The organism is Pseudomonas sp., from assembly GCF_030147005.1.
GTDB lineage: Bacteria > Pseudomonadota > Gammaproteobacteria > Pseudomonadales > Pseudomonadaceae > Aquipseudomonas.
The window spans coordinates 25,036-42,537 of record NZ_JASLAW010000066.1; the positions used below are offsets into that span (position 1 = coordinate 25,036).

Annotated in this window: 13 protein-coding genes and 2 pseudogenes; 8 read left to right on the top strand and 7 right to left on the bottom strand. The window is 58.6% G+C overall.

Features of this window, described 5'->3' with window-relative positions; translation table 11 throughout:
* Positions 1–5 precede the first annotated feature (5 nt).
* The 3 genes and pseudogenes from nuoM to Q1V60_RS06535 all read left to right on the top strand — a co-directional run.
* Positions 6–1,538, top strand: a complete 1,533-nt coding sequence (gene nuoM / locus Q1V60_RS06525; RefSeq protein WP_010209575.1) for an NADH-quinone oxidoreductase subunit M — start codon at positions 6–8, stop codon at positions 1,536–1,538.
* Between the two features lie 7 nt (positions 1,539–1,545).
* Positions 1,546–3,009: an NADH-quinone oxidoreductase subunit NuoN gene (gene nuoN / locus Q1V60_RS06530; RefSeq protein ID WP_300628529.1), complete on the top strand. Its 1,464-nt coding sequence runs from the start codon at positions 1,546–1,548 to the stop codon at positions 3,007–3,009.
* Between the two features lie 54 nt (positions 3,010–3,063).
* A pseudogene (locus tag Q1V60_RS06535) lies at positions 3,064–3,255 on the top strand (hypothetical protein); the annotation flags it as partial.
* Between the two features lie 213 nt (positions 3,256–3,468).
* On the opposite strand, the gene Q1V60_RS06540 reads toward Q1V60_RS06535, so the two are convergent.
* Positions 3,469–4,221 (bottom strand): outer membrane beta-barrel protein, encoded by a 753-nt coding sequence (locus tag Q1V60_RS06540; protein ID WP_300628531.1) that lies wholly within the window; start codon positions 4,219–4,221, stop codon positions 3,469–3,471.
* A 281-nt stretch (positions 4,222–4,502) separates the two neighbouring features.
* Here Q1V60_RS06540 and Q1V60_RS06545 point away from each other — a divergent pair, with 281 nt between their 5' ends.
* Entirely contained in the window at positions 4,503–4,739 is a 237-nt protein-coding gene (locus tag Q1V60_RS06545; RefSeq protein ID WP_300628532.1) for a DUF6555 family protein, read from the top strand.
* A 30-nt stretch (positions 4,740–4,769) separates the two neighbouring features.
* Here the strand turns inward: Q1V60_RS06545 and Q1V60_RS06550 are convergent, their stop codons facing one another.
* A complete protein-coding gene (locus tag Q1V60_RS06550; protein WP_300628533.1) occupies positions 4,770–4,979 on the bottom strand; it encodes a DUF6021 family protein in 210 nt (69 codons plus the stop codon).
* Positions 4,980–4,994: 15 nt separating this feature from the next.
* A complete protein-coding gene (locus tag Q1V60_RS06555; RefSeq protein ID WP_300628534.1) occupies positions 4,995–5,180 on the bottom strand; it encodes a hypothetical protein in 186 nt (61 codons plus the stop codon).
* Positions 5,181–5,293: 113 nt separating this feature from the next.
* On the opposite strand from Q1V60_RS06555, the gene Q1V60_RS06560 reads away from it, so the two are divergent.
* Entirely contained in the window at positions 5,294–5,815 is a 522-nt protein-coding gene (locus Q1V60_RS06560) for a DUF3087 family protein (protein ID WP_300628537.1), read from the top strand.
* Between the two features lie 45 nt (positions 5,816–5,860).
* On the opposite strand, the gene Q1V60_RS06565 is transcribed toward Q1V60_RS06560, so the two are convergent.
* Both Q1V60_RS06565 and Q1V60_RS06570 read right to left on the bottom strand, forming a co-directional pair.
* Entirely contained in the window at positions 5,861–7,225 is a 1,365-nt protein-coding gene (locus Q1V60_RS06565) for an MFS transporter (RefSeq protein WP_300628539.1), read from the bottom strand.
* A gap of 286 nt (positions 7,226–7,511) precedes the next feature.
* Positions 7,512–8,387 carry a Dyp-type peroxidase gene (locus Q1V60_RS06570; RefSeq protein WP_300628543.1) on the bottom strand — a complete coding sequence of 292 codons (876 nt, stop codon included), beginning with the start codon at positions 8,385–8,387 and terminating at the stop codon, positions 7,512–7,514.
* A 138-nt stretch (positions 8,388–8,525) separates the two neighbouring features.
* On the opposite strand from Q1V60_RS06570, the gene Q1V60_RS06575 reads away from it, so the two are divergent.
* Positions 8,526–10,142 carry an NADP-dependent glyceraldehyde-3-phosphate dehydrogenase gene (locus Q1V60_RS06575; protein ID WP_300628546.1) on the top strand — a complete coding sequence of 539 codons (1,617 nt, stop codon included), beginning with the start codon at positions 8,526–8,528 and terminating at the stop codon, positions 10,140–10,142.
* Between the two features lie 150 nt (positions 10,143–10,292).
* Positions 10,293–11,354 (top strand): FUSC family protein, encoded by a 1,062-nt coding sequence (locus Q1V60_RS06580; RefSeq protein WP_300628548.1) that lies wholly within the window; start codon positions 10,293–10,295, stop codon positions 11,352–11,354.
* 101 nt (positions 11,355–11,455) lie between these two features.
* On the opposite strand, the gene Q1V60_RS06585 is transcribed toward Q1V60_RS06580, so the two are convergent.
* Positions 11,456–15,172: a hypothetical protein gene (locus Q1V60_RS06585; protein ID WP_300628549.1), complete on the bottom strand. Its 3,717-nt coding sequence runs from the start codon at positions 15,170–15,172 to the stop codon at positions 11,456–11,458.
* A gap of 429 nt (positions 15,173–15,601) precedes the next feature.
* Positions 15,602–16,333, bottom strand: coding sequence for a TetR/AcrR family transcriptional regulator (locus Q1V60_RS06590; protein ID WP_300628550.1), 732 nt, complete (start codon positions 16,331–16,333; stop codon positions 15,602–15,604).
* 314 nt (positions 16,334–16,647) lie between these two features.
* Between Q1V60_RS06590 and Q1V60_RS06595 the strand changes: the two are divergent.
* Positions 16,648–17,082 (top strand): annotated as a pseudogene (locus Q1V60_RS06595) (ABC transporter permease); the annotation flags it as partial.
* Positions 17,083–17,502 lie beyond the last annotated feature (420 nt).

The window sequence follows — 17,502 nt, forward strand, 5'->3', positions numbered from 1 at the left end:
CCGTCATGATTCTGCCCTGGCTAATCCTGATCCCCTTTATCGGCGGCCTGCTCTGCTGGATGGGTGAACGCTTCGGCGCTACCCTCCCCCGCTGGATCGCGTTGCTGACCATGTCCCTGGAACTCGCGCTCGGCCTCTGGCTGTGGGCCCATGGCGACTATTCATTTGCTCCGGCACCGGGTGTCGATCCGACTTTCGCGCTTGAATTCAAGCACGTGTGGATCCAGCGCTTCGGCATCAACGTGCACCTGGCCCTCGACGGCCTGTCGCTGTTGATGATCCTGTTGACCGGCCTGCTGGGTATCCTTTCGGTACTCTGCTCCTGGAAAGAAATCCAGCGTCATGTGGGCTTCTTCCACCTGAACCTGATGTGGATTTTGGGTGGCGTTGTCGGCGTGTTCCTGGCGCTGGACCTGTTCATGTTCTTCTTCTTCTGGGAAATGATGCTGGTGCCGATGTACTTCCTCATCGCGCTCTGGGGTCACAGTTCTTCGGACGGCAAGAAAACCCGGATCTACGCGGCGACCAAGTTCTTCATCTTCACCCAGGCTTCCGGCCTGATCATGTTGGTGGCGATCCTGGGCCTGGTACTGGTCAACTTCAACAACACCGGCGTGATCACCTTCAACTACGCCGACCTGTTGAAGACCAAGATGTCCCTGACCACCGAGTACATTCTGATGCTGGGCTTCTTCATCGCCTTCGCGGTGAAGTTGCCGGTGGTGCCGTTTCACTCCTGGTTGCCCGATGCTCACGCCCAGGCGCCAACTGCCGGTTCCGTCGACCTGGCCGGTATCCTGTTGAAGACGGCGGCCTACGGCCTGCTGCGTTTCGCCCTGCCGCTGTTCCCGAATGCTTCGGCCGAGTTCGCACCGATCGCTATGACCCTCGGTCTGATCGGGATCTTCTACGGTGCTTTCCTGGCCTTTGCACAAACCGACATCAAGCGTCTGATTGCCTTCTCGTCCGTTTCCCACATGGGTTTCGTACTGATCGGCATCTACTCCGGCAGCCAGCTGGCGCTGCAAGGCGCGGTGATCCAGATGCTGGCCCACGGTGTTTCGGCCGCTGCACTGTTTATCCTGAGTGGTCAGCTGTACGAACGCCTGCACACCCGTGACATGCGTGAAATGGGTGGCGTGTGGTCGCGCATCGCCTACCTGCCGGCGATCAGCCTGTTCTTCGCCGCCGCGTCCCTGGGCTTGCCGGGTACCGGTAACTTTATCGGCGAGTTCCTGATCCTGATGGGTGCCTTTGTGCAGACGCCATGGATCAGCGCCATTGCCACCTCCGGCCTGGTGTTCGGTTCGGTCTACTCGCTGATCATGATCCACCGCGCTTACTTCGGCCCGGCCAAGTCCGACACCGTCCTGCAAGGGATGGATGCGCGCGAACTGATCATGGTGCTCGGCCTCGCGGTACTGCTGATTTACATCGGCGTATACCCGCAGCCGTTCCTGGACACTTCTGCCGCAACGATGCATGGCGTGCAGCAGTGGTTCGGCACCGCCTTCTCTCAACTCGCTTCGGCCCGGTAAGAGCGCTATGGAATTCACGATCCAACACTTTATCGCGCTTGCGCCGCTGCTGATCACCAGCCTCACCATCGTGGTGGTGATGCTGGCGATCGCCTGGCGCCGCAATCACTCGCAAACGTTCCTGCTGTCCTGTGCCGGGTTGAACCTGGCCCTGCTGTCGATCATCCCGGCCCTCAAGGTCGCGCCATTGGCGGTAACGCCGTTGATGATGGTCGATGACTTCGCGCTGCTGTACATCGCGCTGATCCTGGTCGCGACCCTGGCCTGCGTCACACTCGCCCATGCTTACCTTGGCGAAGGCGGCACCGGCTACCCGGGCAACAAGGAAGAGCTGTATCTGCTGATCCTGCTGGCTGCGGCCGGCGGTATCGTGCTGGTCAGCGCGCAGCACCTGGCCGGCTTGTTCATCGGCCTGGAACTGCTGTCGATCCCGACCTACGGCCTGGTGGCGTATGCCTTCTTCAGCAAGCGTTCCCTGGAAGCCGGCATCAAGTACATGGTGCTGTCGGCCGCCGGTTCCGCGTTCCTGTTGTTCGGTATGGCTCTGCTCTACGCCGAAGCCGGCAGCTTGAGCTTCACCGGTATTGGTCACGCGCTGGCCGCCACCAACAGCCCTGCGCCGATAGCCCAACTGGGCCTGGCGATGATGCTGATCGGCCTGGCGTTCAAGCTGTCGTTGGTGCCGTTCCACCTGTGGACCCCGGACGTGTACGAAGGCGCCCCGGCGCCCGTGGCCGCGTTCCTGGCCACTGCATCGAAAGTGGCCGTGTTTGCAGTGATGGTGCGTCTGTTCCAGATCTCGCCTGCCGCCAACACCGGCGTGTTGACCAACGTACTGACTGTGATCGCCGTCGCATCGATCCTGTTCGGGAACCTGCTGGCGCTGACCCAGAACAACCTCAAGCGGCTGCTGGGTTACTCCTCCATCGCTCACTTCGGCTATCTGCTGATCGCCCTGGTGGCGAGCAACGGCCTGGCCGTGGAAGCGATCGGCGTGTACCTGGTCACCTACGTGATCACCAGCCTGGGCGCGTTCGGCGTAATCACCCTGATGTCGTCGCCGTACAAAGGCCGTGACGCCGACGCCCTGTACGAATACCGCGGCCTGTTCTGGCGCCGTCCGTACCTGACCGCCGTGCTCACCGTGATGATGCTGTCCCTGGCGGGTATCCCGCTGACGGCCGGCTTTATCGGTAAGTTCTACATCGTTGCCACCGGCGTCGAAGCTCACGAGTGGTGGTTGGTAGCGTCCCTGGTACTGGGCAGCGCCATTGGCGTGTTCTACTACCTGCGCGTGATGGTCACCCTGTACCTGATCGAGCCGAACCTGCGCCGTGTGGATGCCGAGCTGCATTGGGAACAAAAGGCAGGCGGCGTGATGCTGCTGGCCATCGCCCTGCTCGCGTTCTTCCTGGGTGTGTACCCGCAACCGTTGCTCACCCTGGTGCAGCATGCGGTGCTGGGCGTTTGATCGCTTAGGTTGATGCAGCAAAAAGAACGGCGCCTTCGGGCGCCGTTTTGCGTTTCAGAGGAAGGCATCAGAGAGCCTGTGCGTCAGCCACTCAACCCTTCCCGGTCGGTATTCGCCATGTACCTGCGTACCAACACCCGCACTCTGGAGAACTGGGAACAAGGCCGTGCCAAAGCCAAATGCGCAGGCAGTCACGTTGATACGGCTGGTGGCGCGCGTTTTCCCGAGACCGTGGCGCAACTTGCCCGGTCGGTATTCGCCATGTACCTGCGTACCAACACCCGCATTCTGGAGAACCGGGAACAAGACCGTGCCAAGCCAAATGCGCAGGCAGTCACGCTGATACGGCTGGTGGCGCGTTTTCCCGAGACCGGGCGCAACTTGCCGCACTGGGCTGACCTGCAACAGCCCCAAAAAAAACGCCCCGAATGTTCGGGGCGTTTTTTCAGTGCAACGGCTTCAGAACGCGACACCGACCTTGAAACCATACTCATCACGCTTGAGCTTGGTGTTGTCGGCTACATAGGAGTCGTCATCGAGCTTGTATTCGGTACGGGTGTAGTACAGGCCCGCCATCACCGGCAGGTTGCCTTTCTGGTTCATCAGCAGGCTGACTTCGGCGTAAGGGTTGGTGCGATCCTTGAGGTCTACGCTGTCGCTGCCCACGCCATCCACCTTGAGTTTGGCGCGGCCATCGATGGTATGACGGGCACCGGCTTCAAGGCGCAGGGTCATGTCATCGAACTGATGGTTGTAACCCAGGGCCGCCTTGGCGAACGGCGATTTGTTGGTGAGCTTCAGGTCGTAACCGTTGGTGTCCGGCTCGTAGCGGGTCCAGGTGTAGCCACCGCCGACGATCACGTCGACAAAGTTGCGCGCGTCCAGCGCGGCGCGCCAGCCGAGGTCGAGGTCGGCCTGGCCTTCCTTGAGTTTGTTATCGCTTTTTTCACCGTACTTGGCTTCGATACCGGCCTGGTAGATGAAGCCGGATTCGGCGGTGAGCTTGTTGCCGAAGTTGTAGAACAGCCCAGCTTCGGGCATGTGGTCCTTGTCGCTTTCGCTACCGCCTTCGAGCTTGAAGTCGTTGTAGCTACCGAGGATGCCGAAGGTGGAAATCGGGTCGGTGGAGGGTGCAGCGAACACCACGGCAGGCGCCGCCGCCAGGGCAAGCCACGAGGCGTTCTTGAAGAGTTTTCCGAATAATTTGGACATCGTTTACATCTCCATTTTTGGGTGGGCAAAATATTCAGGAATCGGTTCGAACCTCGGCTTTTGCAAAAAGTTCGGACGAATTTGCACCAAAATGGAGGAAAAACGATTTAGCAAGGGCTCTAGATCAATACTCTTCGCAATTTACCCTGACCACACCCTGTTTAAAGAATGGGAAGCGGCGGCAAATCACTGAAGCAGGCCGTGCGTCAGTCCGAGTTATCATTTTGAATGAACCTTTACGCGCGGCGGCCTATCCATCTATAACAAGACAGGGAGGCAACATGAGTACCGCTAAAATCTACACCATCCGCTATCAGCTGCACGGTAACCCCAAGTCTTTCGTAGTGCGCGCCGAGGTGATGAACAGCACCGAGGCCTGGCATTGGGCGGCCGTCGATGCCGATATTGCGCACGTCAGCCGCGTTGGCCGCGTGGGGCACGAGCAGGTGAAAAAAACCACCCGGCCCTGGGCTGAAAAGTATGGCATCACTGACGTGAGCTGGAACCCTCCAAAATAAACAAAGCCCCGCACTGATGCGGGGCTTGGTTCACTTCTTCAAGTCGCCCAACGGATCGTAGGGCGGCTTTTTTTCCGGCTGTTTTTGCTTCTCAAGTCGCTCTTTGTCCAGCGGCGCAATGGCCGGGCCGATGGGGTCGACCTGGGGATCGGCCAAGTCGGGCGAATCGGGATCGAATCCCAACTCATCCTTACCGCTGGCGTGTTCGCCGGAACGCGGGCCGTTCGGGGGGTTACTCATAAAAGACCTCCTTGCTTACAGCGGGCGGGCTTTGTCGTGGAGGTTTTCCAGGTCTTGTTCGACCCGCTCCACGTCATCGTTGTCGTTGTCTTGACGCTCCGCCGGGTCGTTGGGGCGCAGTGCATCGTTATCACGCTCCTCTTCACCAGGGGTGCGATCGGGATCGGGCGTGCCAGGCGGCGGTTGCTTGTGTTCGGACATGATGGCTTACCTCATGGGGACTTCAGGGATTTAGAGGAACCCGCGTTGGCCATCGTTCAACTTGATTGCCTGAAGCATGAGAAGATGCCCTCCCGTGCTGGAGACTGACCCGAATGTTCGAACTCAAACCCTGCGACCCTGCGCTCTACCGCCAACAAACCCGCCGCAGCACGCTGATCGTCGCCGTCGTGTTCCTGGCCCTGGCCATGTTGCTGTCGAGCCTGGCGGTGAGGCTGTTCGGCGAACCGGGCGCTGATAATTTTCGCTTCAATGTCGGTGGCGTGTTTGCCGGGGTGCTGATCACCGTCGCCCTGGTGCGCGGCCCCTTCTGGCGCCAGTCGTGGCTGGCATCGGCGGTATACGGCTGGCAGCTCAAGCGCAGCCTGATGAGCGTGACCAATGTGATGCACAAGGTCAGCGAGCGGGTACAGGCCGGCGACCCTATCGCTATCAAGGTATTGCGGTTCTACCACCTGGGGCTGACCCAGATGCATGCATTGGACGCCAACTCCAGCGCCCAGGCGCAACTGGTGGGTGAGGTCGACGCACACAAGGCCAGGATGCAGGCGCTGGGGATCGATACCGAGCAAACCCGCCTTGATCCGGCGTGGCTGGAGCACCTTAAAAACCCGTGAGCACGGCGTGTCTTTGCGCGGTAAATCTTCGCGCCGCGACTGGCGTTAAACCGTTCGCTTATAGGGCAATAAACGCAACCCACTGGCGACAGCCCCCGCCAGCGCGAACAGGCAACCCAGCCACAATGCGCAGGCTGGGCCACTGTCCGTAAACAGGTGAAAACACAACGCTACCAGCGATGCGCCCAGGGTTTGCCCCAGCAACCGTGAGATCGCCACGATGCCACTGGCACCACCGCTGCGAGCCAAGGGCGCGCTGGTCATCAACGCTTTGAGGTTAGGCGATTGGAAAAAGCCGAAGCCGGCGCCGCACAAAGCCATGCGCCAGCCGATATCGAAGGCCGAGGCGTCATCGCCCAAGGTGGCCAACGTGGCCATGCCCACGCTGAGCATCAACAACCCAATGCCGCACAGCAGGCCCAGTGATACACGATCCGCCAGGCGCCCTGCGATCAGGGCCATGACCGCCACCACGGCGGGCCAAGGCGTCATCAGAAAGCCGGTTTCTACTTGGCTGTGGCCCAGCGCCGACTGCAGCAGAAACGGCAACGCCACAAAAGCCAGGCCCTGAGCGCTGAAGGCGCAGATCGCCGTCAACGAAGACAACGCAAACACCGGGCGCTTGAACAAATCCACCGCCAGCATCGGCGCCGGGTGGCCGGCCTCGCGGCGCAGCAGCAACGCGCCGAACACCAGCGCCAGCGCAATCAGGCCCAGGGTCAACGCGCCCTGTGCGCCATGCACGGCGGCGCCCAAACCCAACACCAGCAAGGCGAACAGCCCGGCACACAACAAGGCCGCCAACCGGTCGAAGGCATGCCCGGTGATCGGCAGCGTGGGTAACGAGCGCAGGCCCAGGCCGAGGGCCAACAGCCCCAATGGCACGTTGATCAGGTACAGCCAATGCCAGCTGGCTACTGACAGGATCGCCGATGCCGCCGTGGGCCCCAGGGTGAACGCCAGCCCCACCACCAGCGAGTTGTAGCCCAGGCCTCGCCCGAGCATTTTTGCGGGGTAGATATGCCGCAGCAAGGCGGTGTTGACGCTCATCAGCGCCGCCGCCCCCAGGCCCTGCGCCACCCGTGCGGCAGTCAGGGTCAGCAGCGAATCGGCCAGCCCGCACAACAACGACGAGACAATAAACAGCAGCAGCCCGCCCAGATACACGCGACGATGCCCCAGCACATCGCTGAGCGAAGCAAACGGCAGCACCGTCGCGATAATCGCCAACTGGTAGGCGTTGACCACCCAGATCACCGACGCCGAGTCGGTGCCGATACCGTCCGCCAGCGTGGGCAAGGCGGTATTGACGATAGCGGTGTCCAGGGTCGCCATGCCGATCCCTAAGGAGAGGGCGATCACGGCCGGCAAGCGTTTATCGAGGGGCAGCCCATCGGCAACAGTAGACATGAACAATCCGCACGGGTGGCAAGGGCGCCTAGATTACGGCCAGTGCGGATTTTTTTCAGCGGCGATTAAGTTGGCTGTCAATCTTTTCATGTTCGCCAAGGCCGGTTCAGGCCCGGATCAATAGCTGACTTGAAGCGTGGTCACGGTGGGTTGCCTGCAGAGACGTGCGAGGCGCAAATGCTCGCGATCAGCATGGTTGAGTGCTCCTGAAAGTGTGCCGAGGTCGCTGTTATGTGCCAGCGACCTTAAGTCAGTTCCAGGGTGTGCGTGGCGCAGGCAGGCACCTTCAGGCAGGCGTCGCCGGTGTGATCGCGCTCAGGTCCAGGCGCCCTTCTCTCAACGGCGGGCACCAATAGTAGCCACCGGTCAACGGCGTGCTGACGCGGTACAGGCCATCGACAATCCCGTCTTCCAGCCCGCTCATGCGGCGCAGTTGCGCTTCGAATGCATCCAGCGAATGCCCGAACGCGAGAAACATCAACCCCGCCTGGCCGTTTTCGGCCCAGGGCATCGAACGACGCACCACAAAGGCTTGCGGGGTGAAGCTTTCCTGGGCGGTACGCTTGGTGTGGGCGAATGCGGGGGCGTCGTCGAGTTCTTCATTGTCGCCATGGCGACGGCCGATGATGTGGTCGCGCTCCTGGGCGGGTAGCGCAGCGAAACCGTCGAGGTCGTGTTGCCATTGCTGGATGGCGGCGAAGCTGGCACCGCTGTTCGTGAAGGCCGCTTCGACGGCCGCGTCGTCGTGGGGGTTCTCGGTGCCGTCTTCGTAGTCGGTCAGGTCGAAACCGGTCTTGTAGCGAAAGCCTTCGGTCATTTGTACCAAGCGCAATGCCGGCGCCAGGGCTTTTTCGAACGCGCGGCTGCGCAGCAACAGTTCACCGCGGTCCGTGCCATGCAGCCATACCCACAGGGACTGTTGAGTGGCCGGGTTGTGCGCGCCCGGGCCGCTGATGGCCGTGAAACTGCGCAGCCCTTCGATGTCTGCGCCCAATGCGTTTACCAGCGGCTCACCGAAACCGACCACCGCCGCCGAATCGGTCAACTGCACCAGCGCGTCCAGCGCAGCGGGCAAAGCGTCCAGGGACTCGATGGCAAAAAAGAGATGGCGTGCCTGCAACGGCACCGGTGCGGCAAGAATGCCCGGCTGGTACTGACTCATGTGAACTCCTTCAAGAAAGCCGCGCAGTTTATCTCGAAGCACCCGGAATGCGCAGAGGAAAGCGCGCAAGCCTTGCCACAGAGCCCTCGTATGGGTGACTCTCTAGTCATGTTTTGCAACTATTCCAGGGGTAGCGACATGACCACCAGCAACCTGCTCGCCCAGCTGTTTCCCGCCTCCACCGCAGAAATTCCCGAACAGTTTCGCTTAGCGGCGCCGATTGAACAGCGTGATTACCTGGTCGACGGCCAGTTGCGGGTGTGGAATGGCCCGCTGGCCCGCGTGCAAAGCCCCGTGCAGCTGGGCGACGAGCGCGTGCACATCGGCAGCACGCCATTGCTGGATGCCGAGACCGCCCTCACCGCTCTGGATGCCGCCGTGCGCGCGTATGATCGTGGCCAGGGTGAATGGCCGACAATGCGCGTGGCCGACCGCATCCGGCATGTGGAAGCATTCCTGCGGCGCATGCGCGAACAGCGCGACGCGGTGGTCAAGCTGCTGATGTGGGAGATCGGCAAGAACCTCAAGGACTCACAGAAAGAGTTCGACCGTACCTGCGACTACATCACCGACACCGTCAACGCTCTCAAGGAACTTGACCGGCGCAGCAGCCGCTTCGAGCTGGAGCAGGACACCCTTGGCCAAATCCGCCGCGTGCCTCTGGGCGTGGCGCTGTGCATGGGGCCTTACAACTATCCGCTGAACGAGACCTTCACCACGCTGATCCCGGCGCTGATCATGGGCAATACGGTGGTATTCAAGCCGGCCAAGCTCGGCGTGCTGTTGGTCCGCCCGTTGCTGGAGGCGTTCCGCGACAGTTTCCCGGCCGGGGTGATCAACGTTATCTACGGCAGCGGCCGCGAAACCGTCAGCGCGCTGATGGCCAGCGGCAAGATCGATATTTTTGCGTTCATCGGCACCAACAAGGCCGCCAGCGACCTGAAAAAACTGCACCCCAAACCCCACCGCCTGCGCGCCGCATTGGGCCTGGATGCAAAAAACCCAGGCATCGTGCTGCCCGAGGTCGACCTCGATAACGCGGTGAGCGAAGCGCTCACCGGCTCGCTGTCGTTCAATGGCCAACGCTGCACCGCGTTGAAGATCCTGTTCGTGCATGAGGATGTGGTTGACGGTTTTATTGAAAAATTCAACGCCAGGCTGGCGACATTGAAACCCGGCATGCCCTGGGACGACGGCGTGGCGCTGACGCCGTTGCCGGAAGTGGGCAAGGTGGATTACCTCAACGATCTGGTGGCCGATGCCGCACGGCACGGTGCCCAGGTGGTGAATGCCAACGGCGGTACGAGCCGTGGCTCATTCTTCTACCCGGCGGTGCTGTACCCGGTGAACCCGCAGATGCGCGTGTACCACGAAGAGCAATTCGGCCCGGTGGTGCCGATCGTGCCCTACCGTGACCTGGCGACGGTGATCGATTACGTACTGGACTCGGACTTCGGCCAGCAATTGAGTCTGTTCGGCACCAACGCCGTGGAGATCGGACGGCTGGTGGATACCTTCGCCAACCAGGTCGGGCGGATCAATATCAACGCCCAATGCCAACGCGGGCCGGACACCTTCCCCTTCAACGGGCGCAAGAACTCGGCCGAGGGTACGTTGTCGGTACATGACGCGCTGCGCGTGTTCTCGATCCGCACCCTGGTGGCGACCAAATTCCAGGAGGGCAACAAGGCGCTGCTCGGCGACATCCTGCGCAATCGTGATTCAAACTTCATCAGCACCGACTACATCTTTTAAGAACACCGCAGAGCAGAATGTGGGAGCGGGCTTGCTCGCGAATGCAGTGGGTCAGCCAGTACATCTGTCACTGACACACCGCGCTCGCGAGCAAGCCCGCTCCCACATCTGATCATGCACATTCATACAATTGAGGCCACTTTACCAACGATGAATTTGCCCCTCTTTGCCCGGCGCCTGCTGCGCCCGCTGCTCGACCCGTACCGGCGCTATCGCCATGCCAAGCTGATCCATGCCGTACGCGTGTCCATCGGCTTGCTGGCGACGATCCTGCTGACCACCGGCCTCAACCTGCCCCACGGTGAGTGGGCGTCGGTGACCATGCTGATCGTGATTGGCGGGTTGCAGCACCACGGCAATATCGGCAAGAAAGCCGTGGAGCGCGCCTACGGCACGTTGATCGGCGCCAGCGTCGGCTTGCTGGTGGTGCTGCAACACGCCTGGCTCGGTTGGCCGGTGCTTACCTATTTGTTGATGTCAGCGATGTGCGGGTTCTTTTCCTACCACGCCATCGGCAAGGGCGGTTATATCGCGCTGCTGTCGGCGATCACGGTGTTTATCGTTGCCGGGCACGGTGACAACCCAATCTCGGACGGGCTGTGGCGCACCGTAGACATCCTCATCGGCATTGCACTGGCCCTGGCGTTTTCCTTCGCCCTGCCGCTGTATGCGGTGTACTCGTGGCGTTACAACCTGGCCAGCGCGCTGCGCGACTGTGCGGCGATCTATGGCCGGATCATCAATGGCCAATCGGTCACCGACGATGAACACCTCAAACTGCTCAACCGCTTGAATGCGGCAATGCTGCAACTGCGCTCGCTGATGCCATCGGTGTCCAAGGAAGTGCGGATTTCAATGACCGAGCTGGACAAACTCCAGCGGCACCTGCGCATGTGCATCAGCACCCTGGAGATTCTCGGCAACACCCGGCCGGACCCGCGCGATGAGCAAGCCACGGCACGCATGCAGGTAATGCTCAAGGCCGAGCATCGGCAGATTCGGGTGCAGTTGGTGGGGATGGCGCGGGCGTTGAAGTCGGGGATGACGGAGCGGTTGGAGCGCAGCGGCCATCCACCAGGCAATGCGCCTGTGCTGGATGCACCGATCTACAGTGCGCTGGATGGGTACCGGTTATTAACGCTGCAATTGGCCGCAAATGTGGATGCGATGCGCGGGCGGCTGGCAAAAACGTCAGCGCGCTGGCGTATCTGAAGCATACTCGACTGCATGCGAGCCAACAGTTCTTGGATAAACACGGGAGGGGTTCCACCGTGAACCTCTCCCGTTAAGCTTTAATGACCGCAAGCCTCTACCTAGGCAAGCCCGATAGCATTGCTATAACCACCAAGGATGTGATCTTTTTCTGTTGATACCGCACCGTTTTTGACGTTGATGACATAGTAGTAATTACTAAACAATGCTGAATGGGAGAATGTCGACGTGCAATCATAGTACCCTCCCCCTAGCGGCCATCTACTACCATACGCAGCATGAATCTCTCGGGCCTCATCCAGACTGGGAAGGCGCCTCCCTGCGTTGGCAGCGGCCGCTCGGTTAGTGGGAATAGTCCCATTACCCAGATTAAGACAGCGGATCACATTACTGACAACAACAGCGTAATTGCGGGTCTGTGCGGGGACTGACGAGTCACGCACGCTGATATAGGCAGTTCCATTGCCCCGCACGGTGACCAACCCCGAGTTGCTGGTGACGTTGGCGACATTGCTATTGGAGCTTGAGTAGGTATATGGCAGCGTTCCCCCGGATGCCGTGTATTGAATCTGGTTACCCGGACCGAAAGCCGGCAGCACATTTGGATATCCATCTATAAGATACGTTTTCTTGTTCAGATAAACCGTCGCCTGGTTAAATACCAACGCCGTGGTATGCACGATCCGGTATTGCGTCTGCGGGAAAGCCAACGCCTTGGGCTTGTCAACCTCCTTATTGAAGTTGACATGGGGCGTAATAGTAATCGTGCCATTATTTGGCACGGACATCAGCCAATTGCGCAGCACCGTGAGGTTTACAAAACCATTGGCGGCCTCACTGGCGGTAACGCGGTGTTCGAACAGCAGTTGCTGCGTGGTCGCACCGGGGGCCGCCACGGTCAACCAGGCAATATGCCCTTCCTGACTATACGGCCACTTGCCCATTCTCAGCACGGCATTGCCGCTAAGGTTAGCCGAGTTTATGGTGCCACCATTTCCAATATTGTTGATAAAGGCTCTTGGCAGACTGGACAGTGCAATCGCCTGGACATGCACTATCTGCACCTCTGACGAACCTTGCCCACCACGGCCCAGTACCACCTCATACTGAAACTGAATCGTGGTGTTAATGGCCGCTCCAATCAAATCATTGTTGATATTGAACGTCACTGTGCCACCGTCAAGCCCAGACAGCGTACCCACTTCAATCGAGGTCCCCTGCGAGTCGATCAAGAACAGCGTAATCAGATCTTCCCCACCCTGGTTCATATTCGGATAGGTCACCAGCACCTGGCATTTATTTTCAACAGTGATTGGGCTGATGATGACTTCAGGCCCCTCCGGGGGAGTCGAATACTTGATCTGCGGATGGGGGAAAATATTGGATTCGGTTTGGACCATATAATGACGAGTTTCGAACCAGACTATATCCCCGGGATTGTTGCTGTGATTGAATGTCACACCGAATTCGATGGTTAAAGGCGTCCATTCCTTCAAGTTACGCAATCTGCCCACTGGCGTATAGGAAGAAGGCCCGACGTTTACATCGTTGTCTGATACGTTACGACCTCCAAATGTCTCCTCAAAATATTCCTCATCATTTTTAAATGTTCCGCGATACCTTTTATACATCTTTTGTTGAAGTGCAATGTAAGGCCAAGGAGGCACGCGCGTCTGATCAAGGTCATCCAACTTGGGTATTTCGAGAACGGCGCTTTCGCCAATGCTGTCGATCGTGGCCCCAGGCGCATGACTCAGGGTCAGCAAGTTCAGGGTAAGGATCGGTGAGTCGGTGGGAAACCCATTGCGCACCACCGTAAATGATATGTCGATATCCCGTCCTGATGGATGAATACTGAAGCCAATCACTTCGGGTGGAACGGTCACATCGACGTAAGCATCTCCGCTGTGGGCATCCCTGGCTTCAAAGTGTGTGCCGCCACCCGCCAGTCCCCGCCAGCAGACCTCCACAATGTCGCCGTCTTTGGGCTCATTATAGCGACACCGCACGGTAGCTCCCGTATCTGCTACCCCCCATGGATCGAGTTCATCCGGCCCGGTTGTTGCCTCAAGAACCTCAGGCAGCGACAGCATGCCTAAAGGCTTACCGACGGTGTATGTGACTTCCCCGGACAGCTCATCAACGGCAAATCGCTTGCGCACATAACTGACAGTGAGCGTGCCATTTTTGTTGTGCTCAATCAGCTGTTTAGAAACATCAATAAGTAACGGATTGGAATTCGAGACCAGCACATAAGGAAGAGAAAAAGTTGTGCCCGTTACCGAACCCACGAACTTGATAATGACTTCATCGCCAGCCCTGAACTCTGCACGAGCTTCAAAGGATGCAACGCTGCCAAGGCTGTCCGGATTGATATTGTTGGTGGAATCCGCTTCCTGAATACGCGGTGCGTTCAAAGTGCGTCCCGGACGCCCGACCTGAATATATCGACGTTCGGATTCACGTATATTTACCGGCCCCGTGACGATGTAATACACACGGGTTCGGAGCAGCCCTTCAAATCGCGCGTAGTCAGCGTTGAAGAAATCACGGAACCGGGGATGAGTCCCTGCTGCCCGATTGCTGAATACGCGTTCGACGCTGCCGTCCAGATAATCACCCACGATATTGACTTGCAAATCATCCCCTGAATTGCCAGGGGGGGTGTAATCGGGCATCGCCGCAGTGATATAAGCCAAGTCTGGCTCGACAAATGGGCCGTGTGCCTGGACGACGTCGGGTTGAGGCAAGGTATAGCGGACGCCGGCGACCGCATAGACGGTTGGCCTGGATTCCAGCGGACCTCGCTCGCGAACGTAGGAAATCTTCAGGCTGCTCTGGATCAGTGAACGGATAATTGCATTGGGAATAGGGACTTCATTGTAGCTGCTCAAGACGACTTCAATACGCAAGCCATAGGAAACAGCCTCACCATCCAGCGTGATGCCTTCTACTTTCCAGATAAGGAAATCACCACTGACAAAGTTCAGGTCATTTCTGCGAATCAACACTGAGCCTGTGGCAGGTGCACCATGTAACTCATCGGCTTCCAAGAGCAGTGTCGCCGGATCGGCCTGGACAATATCAGGTTCCTCCAGCAACGTAAGATTAAGGTTAGCGTTGACAGGAATCGGCTTGCTCCATAGCTGGTAAGGCCCGGACTCATCCAGCACTTCGTCATACAAGAAGAAGCGCACGACAAAATGGCCGCTGCCTGCTGCATTCAGAAAAGCAGGTTCGATGGTGAACGTCAGGTCGAAACCCACTTGATCATGCCGCAGGGGCGGCAATTCATAGCGATACACTCCCCAGAAGAACATCACCAGGTCATTGACCCGCATGTTTTCCCACTTATGGATCGTGCATCTCACCCCCCGCACCGCAACCACAGAATCGACATAGGTATCGGAGAGCGTAAATGTCAAGCCACGATGGTAGGAGCCATCGAAATTGCTTACTCCACCGGGCAATGTGTGCAGAATGAGAATGCGCTGCGGTACCGAAGTGCTTTTTGTTCCCGGACCAACCCGGATGACTTCGCCATAAACATTACTGACAAACTGGTACAAGAGATTCGTTCTGGGGATCACTAGGGAGAAACGCGGCTCATCTTTATTGGCAGCAGTAACTTTTCCCTCTTTCATGTGTATGCCGTTCATCCACACATGATAGGTGTCACCAACGTTACAATTGGTCCAACGTTCGAAGCTATAGGTCAAACCATCTTTGATATGACGATGACCAATCCCGTAGGCCGCCCCCAAGACCGGAAAGACCTGATTGGGCACAGGATAGGGGGAGTCCAGATCCTGATTCACTACAGGAGGGACTGGGGGTGACGGTGTTCTAGCTTTCTTGGCTTTATCCGTGGGGGTTGTTTTTTTCTTGGCCTTGGCTTGAACGTTATTTTTTTACTGACGGGCTTGGTCGGCATCGTTTTTCTCCTGGGCGCAAATCGCCAGGGAAATAAAGCCTTCTGCTCCACAATCAGTCACCTGTGAGAATTGACAGTTCTGACCAGCGGCAACAAACCTTCTAGCTACATACTCGTAAGCCGTAGAACCAATCACAGTTTCTCTTACATATTTTTCACGATTTATTCACATCCCAAGACGTAGGGTGAAGCCTCATCCGTTACAAACGTTGCACATCAAGCCCGCCGCCCCAGCGGGCTTTTTTTTGTCTGCTTTTTAGCTATTGCAACGCCCCGGTTATAGGAGCGAGCTCGCGCCTAAAAGCGATCGTATTCAGCGTGTGGCCTGTTCACGAATAGCCCGCTGGGTATCCAGCACTTTGGCCAACGCCGTTTCAGCTTCAAGACTTTGTTGCGGCACGCGAATCGCCGCCGACACCAAGGTAATCAGCTTGGCCATCACCTCGGCGTCGGTGGCCGGGCGGCCCAGCCTCCTGGAGTTCATCAACAGGCGCAATTCGGTGCCGGCCATCACCCCGGAAATCGCTTTGAGCGCAAATTGCAGGCGCACGCCCAATTCATCGCGCGGCAAATCCGGCAACGCCAGGGCAAAGGCTTCGAAAAACCGCTGGAACACCGGCTGGTAATGCACCTTGAGGTATTCCTGGATAAACGGCGAGGTGTCGCTGTACACACGGCCGAGAAAACGGATGAATGAACGCCCCTCCCCACTGGCCGGGTCATTGCACTCCAGGCCCATGGCGGGGGCGAACAGCACGCCCAGCAATGTGTCGCAGTTAAGCGGGCCGTCGGCTTCGGCTTCGCAGCGCGCCAACAATTCCAGGCGCTGCTCGTTGAGCGGCTCGAGGCGTTGCATGAGCAGGGTTTTCATCAGGGAATCCTTGTCCCCGAAGTGGTAGTTCACAGCGGCCAGGTTCGCCTCGGCGCGCTCGGTAATCTGCCGTAATAAAAGCGCGTCATATCCGTACTTGGTAAAGAGCGCCTCGGTCGCATCCAGCAGTCGAGTCTTGGTAATGTTTGGAGCACTGAGTTTCTTCGCGGCCATAACATAAGGGTTCCACGGTGGGAAATTTTATTTTAAAAAATAATTTGATTTTTTATACCGGGGCCTTGGTTCGAAAGCAAGTAATGACCCCGTGCCATATGAGCCAAAGCCTCAGCATAAGAACGTGTCAACCGCAGCCAACGGTTTTATCGGCACTGTTCGATGCACGTGAAACGTCGGTTCAATCGATCCAACCGCTCCACATCCGCCGCTGGCGCAGCGGGTTGAACGCGGTCACTATTCAAACAGATCGCCGAGCGGCTGGGACGCAAGATCCTGGTGCGCAATAGTGTGGTGCACGAGGCCGGGCGCCTATAAGCCTGCGCGTCGAGCAACGCCTGAGCCAACTGCTGCATGAAGCGCTGATCAGTCTGCGCACCTTGTGCAAACGCTCGGTGCTGGCCTACTGGGCATCGTGATCGGCTGTTCGTCGGTGGTGGCGCTGATCAATATCGGCCATGACGCCGCAACGGACGCCACGATGATTTTCAAGGACATGGGCACCGACACGCTGATCGCCCAATTTGCGCCAAAAGGTACCCGCAACGTACCGATGCGCACCCAGCTCGACCTGGAAGCGGTGCGCCAGGCCGTGCCGGGGCATTGCACATATCGGCGCGCTCAGCTTGTTCAGCGGCCCCATCGTGTTCAATGGCCGCACCGTCAATGCCAACTTCATCGGCAGCACCGTGGATGCGCAGCTGGCCATGCGCCTGGCGCTGCGGGAGGGTCGTTTGCTGTCCGCGTATTCGGACTCAAGCCAGGCTTTGTGAAAACCTCAAGCTAAACCCCGATCAACATGTGGGAGGGGGCAAGCCCTGATGACCCGTCAGTTAAGACAAAGCCGTTAACCGTGGCGAGGGAGCTTGCTCCCGCTGGGCCGCGAAGCGGCCCCGTACGTTGTTTAAAACAATGGGACTGCTACGCAGTCCGACGGGAGCAAGCTCCCTCGCCACAGGTACAGCGCCGTACCAAAAGAGGTGTAGATACCTACGCTGATCGAGGGCTTGCCCTAATGCCAGTCAGTTAAGACAGAACCGGTCCCTGTGGCGAGGGAGCTTGCTCCCGCTGGACTGCGTATCATTCCCATTTTTGGGGCCGCTTCGCGCCCCAACGGGAGCAAGCTCCCTCGCCACAGGTCGCAGGTTTTTCTGCTTTAGCGCTTAACT